Source organism: Bacillus sp. MRMR6, from assembly GCF_001940785.1.
Classification (GTDB): Bacteria; Bacillota; Bacilli; order Bacillales; family Cytobacillaceae; genus Neobacillus.
In genome coordinates, this window is sequence record NZ_MSLS01000006.1 from 180,706 (window position 1) to 187,866 (window position 7,161).

Consider the following 7,161-nt stretch of genomic DNA (forward strand, 5'->3'; position numbering starts at 1 on the left):
CTCAAACACCTCGACTTATTTTTCACTAAAAAGAACTTATGTTCGTAATTAATATTACCATAATTAGTTAATAAAAGCAAAAATAAATCCCAGGCACCCACCCAGGATTTATTTTCTAACCACTACTCTATTCTGTGTAACCTGACCAAACCCACTACTCTTCCAATAAGCCGCTCCCATCCCAACTAATAGCAAGACTCCTGTAACGACAAACACACTTTGAACAGGGAAAAATCCTCCAATAACGCCTCCGATAATTGGCCCAAGCATCCCGCCAATCTGGGTGGCCGTTTGATTTAAACCAAATGCCCTCCCGCGAAAATCCTCTGATGTTGATTTGACGACGAGTCCATTAAGCGCTGGGAAGACAGCACAGAAAAACACACCAAAGATAAAACGAATAATCGAAAAACCGATCATACTACTAAATATAATATGTGCGACCATACCGATCCCGCCGCCAAGTAACCCGATGACAAGGACGCGGTGAAAGCCGACCTTATCTGCCCATTTCCCCCAGAACGGTGCAAAAATGGCACTCGCAATACCCGGCAGTGAAAAGACAATCCCAGCGAGCAGCGATGCATTTTCAGCGGAACCGCCTAAATCTAAAATATATAAAGGAAGTACAGGTTCGATCGTCATAACGGAGCTTGCCGTAATCACCGTCAAGAGCAGGACTGTCATAAAAGGACGATTATGCCATGCCTCTGATAGGCTGCTTTTCAAAGAGCCACCCTTTTTACTTGGAGTGAAATTTTCCTCCTTAACTAAAAACACCACAAGGATGGTTGCAATTAATACAATGGAACCTGCCGTCGCAAAGGCTAACCTGTTTCCGACTAAATGCGCGATTCCCCCGCCCATCAGCGGCCCTAAAATACTTCCGGATGCGGTAGCTGTTGAAACCATCGACAAAGCATAGCCCACTTTTTGACTTGGTGTATTTGTCCCAATCAATGCAATCGCACCTGGAATAAATCCAGTTAAAAGACCCTGCATAATGCGTAACACTAACAGCTGATATGGATTAGTGACAAATGCGGCCAGTGTATAGATCACAAACAGGAAAAATCCCGCACGGATAATCATCGGCTTTCTTCCATAACGGTCGGCAACCATTCCCCAGAACGGCGAAGCAATCGCTCCTGCGAAGAAGGCGGCACTAAATAATAAACCTGACCATATTTCTATATGTTCATGGACACCAATTTGCGGTAAGAAGATCGGCAAAAAGGGGATGACCATGGAAAAACTTGCTGATGTAAAAAACATCCCAATCCAAAGTACCCATAAATTACGTTTCCAAGTTGACATGCTAATCGTCTCCTATGTTGAAAAAATACTATTATTTATCATAATACTTCGTCACCCGAAATACTAGACATTTTTTGTATTTTTCATAAAAGTAAAAAAAAACTGCCTTCTCTAAAGAACAGTTTAGGATTAAAATCAAAGTATCATGTTTTTAGGGGATGAAATAATGAATGTTATCGTTAGACCAGCAAATGAAGAAGATATCCAATCATTAAAGGGGCTTATGTTCCAATATATCGTTGATTTTTACAAAAAGCCAAGACCAGCGGAAGAAGACCTTACAGGGTTAATCCTGCATCTTCAAAATAACCCCTCAAGTGGATTGCAATTTGTCGCAGAAAGAGATGGACAGTTAGTAGGTTTTGCGACCCTTTATTTCACCTTCAGCACACTGCAAGTGAAAAAGGCAGCCATTCTAAATGATTTGTTCGTTTCACCAGAAGCAAGAGGACTAAAAGTTGGAGAAAATTTGTTCCAAACATGCTTAGCATACATTAGAGAAAATGGTTATGCCTACATGACATGGGAAACAGCGAAGGATAATGTTGTGGCACAATCTCTCTATAACAAATCAGGAGGGCAAATCTCTGATTGGCTGGTTTATGAAATAGAATAAATAATGAAGAAGAAGGTCCTAGAGGTCCTTCTTCCTTTCGGCTAGGATATCTTGAATGATTTCCATATGAAAAGCTGCCCAAGCTTTTTCACGAAAATGAAGGATAACGCTTATGGTCAGTACAAGCAGATACACAAACCCAAAAATCGCCCATAGCCAGTGTCCTTCCGTAAATAAAAACTGTGACAATTGCTTGGAAAAAAGAAATAACAGCCAAGGTATAGACGTAACAAAAACCGGGATAATTCCCGATCCATTTTTTTCTTTAATCATTCGGTAATGGATTAACTTCAAGGTATCGCTATCAAGTGATTGATAAAGTTCCTTTATATCTTCTATCTCTTTAAACTCTTTTAAATTCTGGATGGACTGCCCCTTTTGTACCGTTCTTTTCGTTCGAAGGAAAATCTTATGAGCATCCCCTCTTAATGAAATCATGGATCTCCCTCCTATTTTAAGTCCGTCCCCCTCATTCTTCCACAATAACCTGCATTATTATCCTTAGTTCTTTCTATTTCTGCTCTCAGTAAAAGAAACCTAGCAAAAGTATGCTAGGTTGCTTCATTTATGAAGTCTTCTTGATATATTCAACATATTCGTCAGCCAAGTCATTTAAGTAAAAGTATTTTTTTTCGCTGATATAAAATTGAAATGTATCAGGGTAGGGTGTTTCTTCTTTTCGAATGACGTTATAATGCCCCGCCGGTACGGTCGTACTTGTTCCTGCTGCGTCATCATACAGAAGAATGATATCAGGCTCATTTATAATTAATGTGCCAATAACCTCTTCTTCGTGAACCTCTTCACCCATATTCGGGAAGAACTCCACCATCTCTTTATAAGAATCATCAATATAGACATATTCCTTGTTAGAAAGATAATATTTTATGACTCCGACATGCTCTTCACTCGGCACCATCTTAACTACATCATATTCCCCTTCATGCAGCAGCTTCTCAATCTGGATATCGTCATGAAATAGAATCACCATGTCTTTTTGTTTAACTTTTAAGATGCCGGCTATTTCTGTCTGTCCTCTAATCGACGAACCATCAGCAGGGCTTTTATTCGGCTGTTCTGTTGGAGAAACTTGACCCGAACCTTTACCTGGCAGGTCATTCGGGGTTCCTTGACCAGAAGACTCCTCAGGTTCAACAACATCCTGCTGTTCCTCTGGTTCACTTTCGCTTTCAACTGAAGGCTGATTAGTTTCATGAGTTTGATCATCTGATTGATTGCAGCCTGCAATGAAAACGGTAAGGATTAAAACAAACCACCATTTCATATGGTTCACTCCCCAGTATAATGCTTCCAGACTATCCTATTGCCGGACGTGCCTGTAATAGACCATAGGGGAGAGCAAATTTTTTGATCTGCTGATAAAGCCTTACTTTCCCTTTCCCATAAGTTCCACTAACTCATCATAGCCGAAATCTTGAGCTTGGGAGATCGGTGACATCCCATCCTCATTTGTAATAGTAGGATCTGCACCCGCTTCTAAAAGTATATGAACCATTTCTTTATTTTCCATAAAAACCGCCCCCATTAGGGGTGTGTTGCCATAGAAATCGGAAAGGTTAGGATCTGCACCATTTTCTAGTAGTATTTGTGCTGCTTCAAGCAGATCATTATCTGCAGCAACAATCAAAGCCGTCGAACCATATTCCTGTTCCTGTTCATTAGGATCTGTTCCCTCTTCTAATAATCTCACCATTTCTGTTTGATCATCATTAATGACAGCATCCATTAATTCAGTTAGTTCTCCTGCAGTAAATAATTCACCTGTAAAGCTAATGGTATCTTTAATGATCGTGTATGTAGACCAAATTACCAGGGCTGTCGCAAGTAAGGTAGCGGCTACTATAATCATCACACTTAACTTAGGCTTTCTTTTTATAGCAACTGAAGTTTTTCCAGCATACGATTCAATTTCGAAAATTCTTCTAGGTATGGCTGGATGTGTAGACAATAGTTCTGTAAAGGTTATAAAGAAACCCTTTTTATCGTTGTACTGATTTAGGTACTCATCCTTATTTACTCTTGGGAATAAATACTTGCCTGTTGCTAGTACAGTTAATGCTCGTACGGCCTTTTCCGGTTTCTCTGTATAAGCTGAGGCCATTCGGTCGGCAGTAAATTCACATGCCCTAGAGTAGGCTTCCCCGAGAAACGGTACCCACATGGCCAAGAAGGTAAGGAATCTTTTTACCATATGATTTCTTTTAACATGGGCTAATTCATGAGCAATCACGAATTCCAATTCATCCTCATGTTCGCTCTCAATCAGTTCAACTATATCTGAATAAAGAACCACTATATTTCTGCCAAACAATCCAAAAATCCTTGAGGCAAAAGCGTTTAAAATTCCGCCTGATTCCACAATATACACTTCGGGAATCTGGGAAATTCCAAACTTGCCGCTAAGAGTCACCACTCGCTGATACAAATCAGCAAATTGCTTTTCTGATAATTGAATTCCGTTCATTCGTATAAACGCCATTGAGACAGCATGAGACATTAGCGTGGCTGCAGCTAAGCCAAATAGAATCGGGATCCCGATGATGGTAACGAATAGAATAATAACCGAAATCACAGAAAGAATCGTTGAACAAACAAACAGGATATTCTCTTGTTTATGAATAAGAGCCTTTTCATCAACCATATTGCTTACCCCCTATACTCTGCGTCTTCCATAGTTTCCACAATCAATTATTTTTTTAAAAAAATAATTTCAATAAGAAAAGGATTACCATAAAGTAATCCTCCCTTAGTAAATAACCATCTCAGATTCCACTCTGCAGCTTATTCTTCTATAGAAGGAGTTTATATCGTCTAAATTTTTATAAAAGGGGATTATTGAAATGTTCGAAAAGTTTTCACCCTTTTAAAAGGGCACTTCCTAGTATGATTAACATATACAAATTCTTCATATGTAGGGGGTTTTTTGCATGGTAAAAACGATTAAAGAGTATTCTTTAGCAGACCTGATGGAAAGAATTGAAGAAATTTTTAATGCCAATCCCGGTCCCCTCCGCGGTTTTGAAGCTGTCGTTCAATATGACGTTTACGGTGAGGATAAAGGAACCTACCAGCATACCTTTAAAGATGGAAAGTTAACGATCATAAAAGGCGTGGAGACAACTCCCCACTGTACGATGCAATTGTCTTATGATAATTTCAAAAAGTTTGTTTTAGGAAAGCAAAGCGGAACGATGGCTTTGTTGACAGGTAAGGTTCGCGTGGTAGGCAACATTAGCATTGGCTTAAAAATCGAAAGCATTCTTCGCAGGTATAATATTAGAGAGCCATTTTAAATTTAAATGTAAAGCAGCGCAAATCCAGGCGCTGCTTTGTTTATAACCATTACTTCATTTTGTCAATCGGTATCGGGAACATCTGCAGTAAAAATAAGATCCATAAAACGGATAGCCCCAACGCTAACAGCGGATTTTTATAATGGACTCTAAGCATTAGAAACATCACGATATTAAATACCACCGACCACGGCATATTCCAACCATTGTGATGTCTAATTAAATGCAAATAATGAAGATTTATGTACTCCAAGATCGAATATAGAAAAACCCAAAAAGCAACCCACGCTGCTTGTTTCCCTTTTGAGCGAGGAAATCGGCCAAGATATAAGAAGATTGTTGATGGATATCCAATAAACATAACCATCAGATTAATGATTGTATGATTTCTAAGTATATTTTCAAAAAACATCGTTTCTTTGTAGGTCCACAGCCAATGATTATATAGTAAAAAGTTCTTCAAAAGGTCGCCAACAATAAAGAATAAAATCGTTGGATAGTATACACGCCAGCCCTTCCAATCTCCCCAAATAATGGCTGCTACTAGAAAAACTAAAACATATATGATGAGCATCTCATACACTCCAACTATTTTTACCTTTATTTTCTCCTTGAAATAAAAAAAGATGTAAGGTAATCCCGCCCTATGTTCTATGATAATTTTATTAGTAACATAAAAAAATGTAGAGAAGGTGTGCCGTACTTGAACTTTACGCTAGGTTTCATGGTACAGGATGAAGAAATGTTAGTGTTATTAAGGGCAAAGGAACCGAAGGGGAAGTGTGGAACGGGTGTTGGAGGTAAGATCGAACCTAGTTAAACTCCGCACGGAAGCTGTAAAAGAGAAGTATTGGAAGAGACAGGCTTACACGTTAAATCGCTTGAGTTTAGAGGAGGTACAACCTTTTAAATTGCTTTAACTACTCATAATTTTTCAGAAGGCACACATCCTAATAAAAGGGATGTGATAAAGTGGAACGGCGGATTTTAAGTGGACTCCTTGCAATCGGCCTAGGGCTATTGCCAGTTGTGTTTAAAAGAGACCGACTAAAAGATTGGATTATTATCTATTTGCTAAAGGGTTTTATGTCAAGCTTCCTAGATTCAATAGTTACAAGGCAGAAGAAAGTGACCTATCCCGTTCGGTTTTTACCAGAGTATTTTAGAATAAATGTCTTATTTGATTATCTTTTATTTCCATTAACATGTGTTGTCTATAACCGAATGACCTATCATTCAAATACTGCTGGGATATTCTTGAAAGCTTTTTTATTCAGCATTCCCATGACGGTTACAGAAGTAATCTTTGAACGCAGCACGAAACTTATTAAGTTTCGCAATGGATGGAGCTGGCATCATACCTTACTATCCGAAACAGCTATATTTATATTTATTCGCATCTTTATTGGTGCAGTAAGAAAATCTTTAAAGAAATATACGTACGAAAATTAATATATTTCTTTTAATCAACCGATTGATTAGCTGCTTCACTATGCCCCTGTCCTAAATCAATATAATCAAGCTTTTGATAAGTAAAAATAGAAAAACCCTAAGATTTAGGGTCAGATTGTCGAGAAAGGGTAGTTTTCTCGGCAATTTTTCATTTTGTTTGATTTAAAAATTGATTGTTTTTGATTTAATTGCCTATGCACCAAGGCCTGTTGATTTCCCCTCCAGGTGCTTCGCTTTCCGCGGGCGTGCCGGGGAGCCTCCTCGTCGCTACGCTGAGGGCACTGAAAAAGTCCTTTGTTTTGAGGCAGTTGAAGGTTGATTTTATCAACCCTTCAACTGCTTTTTATTTTATAATTAAGGTAACAAGACTTTAAAGGTGGTACCGAAATGATTTCCTTTCAAGATTCATTCAATCTTAGCCCATATATAGGAATTTATGATCTCATTGTTCCAAAAGATAAT

At 38.6% G+C, this 7,161-nt stretch carries 8 protein-coding genes; 3 read left to right on the top strand and 5 right to left on the bottom strand.

The window, feature by feature from the left end:
- Positions 1–108 precede the first annotated feature (108 nt).
- Positions 109–1,317: an MFS transporter gene (locus tag BTR25_RS09015; protein ID WP_075687731.1), complete on the bottom strand. Its 1,209-nt coding sequence runs from the start codon at positions 1,315–1,317 to the stop codon at positions 109–111.
- A gap of 166 nt (positions 1,318–1,483) precedes the next feature.
- On the opposite strand from BTR25_RS09015, the gene BTR25_RS09020 reads away from it, so the two are divergent.
- Entirely contained in the window at positions 1,484–1,933 is a 450-nt protein-coding gene (locus BTR25_RS09020) for a GNAT family N-acetyltransferase (RefSeq protein WP_483295245.1), read from the top strand.
- 18 nt (positions 1,934–1,951) lie between these two features.
- Here the strand turns inward: BTR25_RS09020 and BTR25_RS09025 are convergent, their stop codons facing one another.
- The 3 genes from BTR25_RS09025 to BTR25_RS09035 all read right to left on the bottom strand — a co-directional run bounded on the left by BTR25_RS09025 (position 1,952) and on the right by BTR25_RS09035 (position 4,595).
- Complete coding sequence (locus BTR25_RS09025) at positions 1,952–2,371, bottom strand: hypothetical protein (RefSeq protein WP_075687733.1); 420 nt, start codon at positions 2,369–2,371, stop codon at positions 1,952–1,954.
- Positions 2,372–2,498: 127 nt separating this feature from the next.
- Positions 2,499–3,218, bottom strand: coding sequence for a hypothetical protein (locus BTR25_RS09030; RefSeq protein WP_075687734.1), 720 nt, complete (start codon positions 3,216–3,218; stop codon positions 2,499–2,501).
- 102 nt (positions 3,219–3,320) lie between these two features.
- Positions 3,321–4,595 carry a M48 family metallopeptidase gene (locus tag BTR25_RS09035; RefSeq protein WP_075687735.1) on the bottom strand — a complete coding sequence of 425 codons (1,275 nt, stop codon included), beginning with the start codon at positions 4,593–4,595 and terminating at the stop codon, positions 3,321–3,323.
- A gap of 286 nt (positions 4,596–4,881) precedes the next feature.
- Here BTR25_RS09035 and BTR25_RS09040 point away from each other — a divergent pair, with 286 nt between their 5' ends.
- Positions 4,882–5,247 carry an SCP2 sterol-binding domain-containing protein gene (locus BTR25_RS09040; protein ID WP_075687736.1) on the top strand — a complete coding sequence of 122 codons (366 nt, stop codon included), beginning with the start codon at positions 4,882–4,884 and terminating at the stop codon, positions 5,245–5,247.
- Positions 5,248–5,296: 49 nt separating this feature from the next.
- Here the strand turns inward: BTR25_RS09040 and BTR25_RS09045 are convergent, their stop codons facing one another.
- The gene (locus tag BTR25_RS09045; RefSeq protein ID WP_075687737.1) at positions 5,297–5,821 is read right to left on the bottom strand and encodes a CBO0543 family protein; all 525 of its coding nucleotides are present in this window, start codon (positions 5,819–5,821) and stop codon (positions 5,297–5,299) included.
- 398 nt (positions 5,822–6,219) lie between these two features.
- On the opposite strand from BTR25_RS09045, the gene BTR25_RS09050 reads away from it, so the two are divergent.
- Entirely contained in the window at positions 6,220–6,699 is a 480-nt protein-coding gene (locus BTR25_RS09050) for a CBO0543 family protein (RefSeq protein ID WP_075687738.1), read from the top strand.
- The last annotated feature ends 462 nt before the right edge of the window (positions 6,700–7,161 follow it).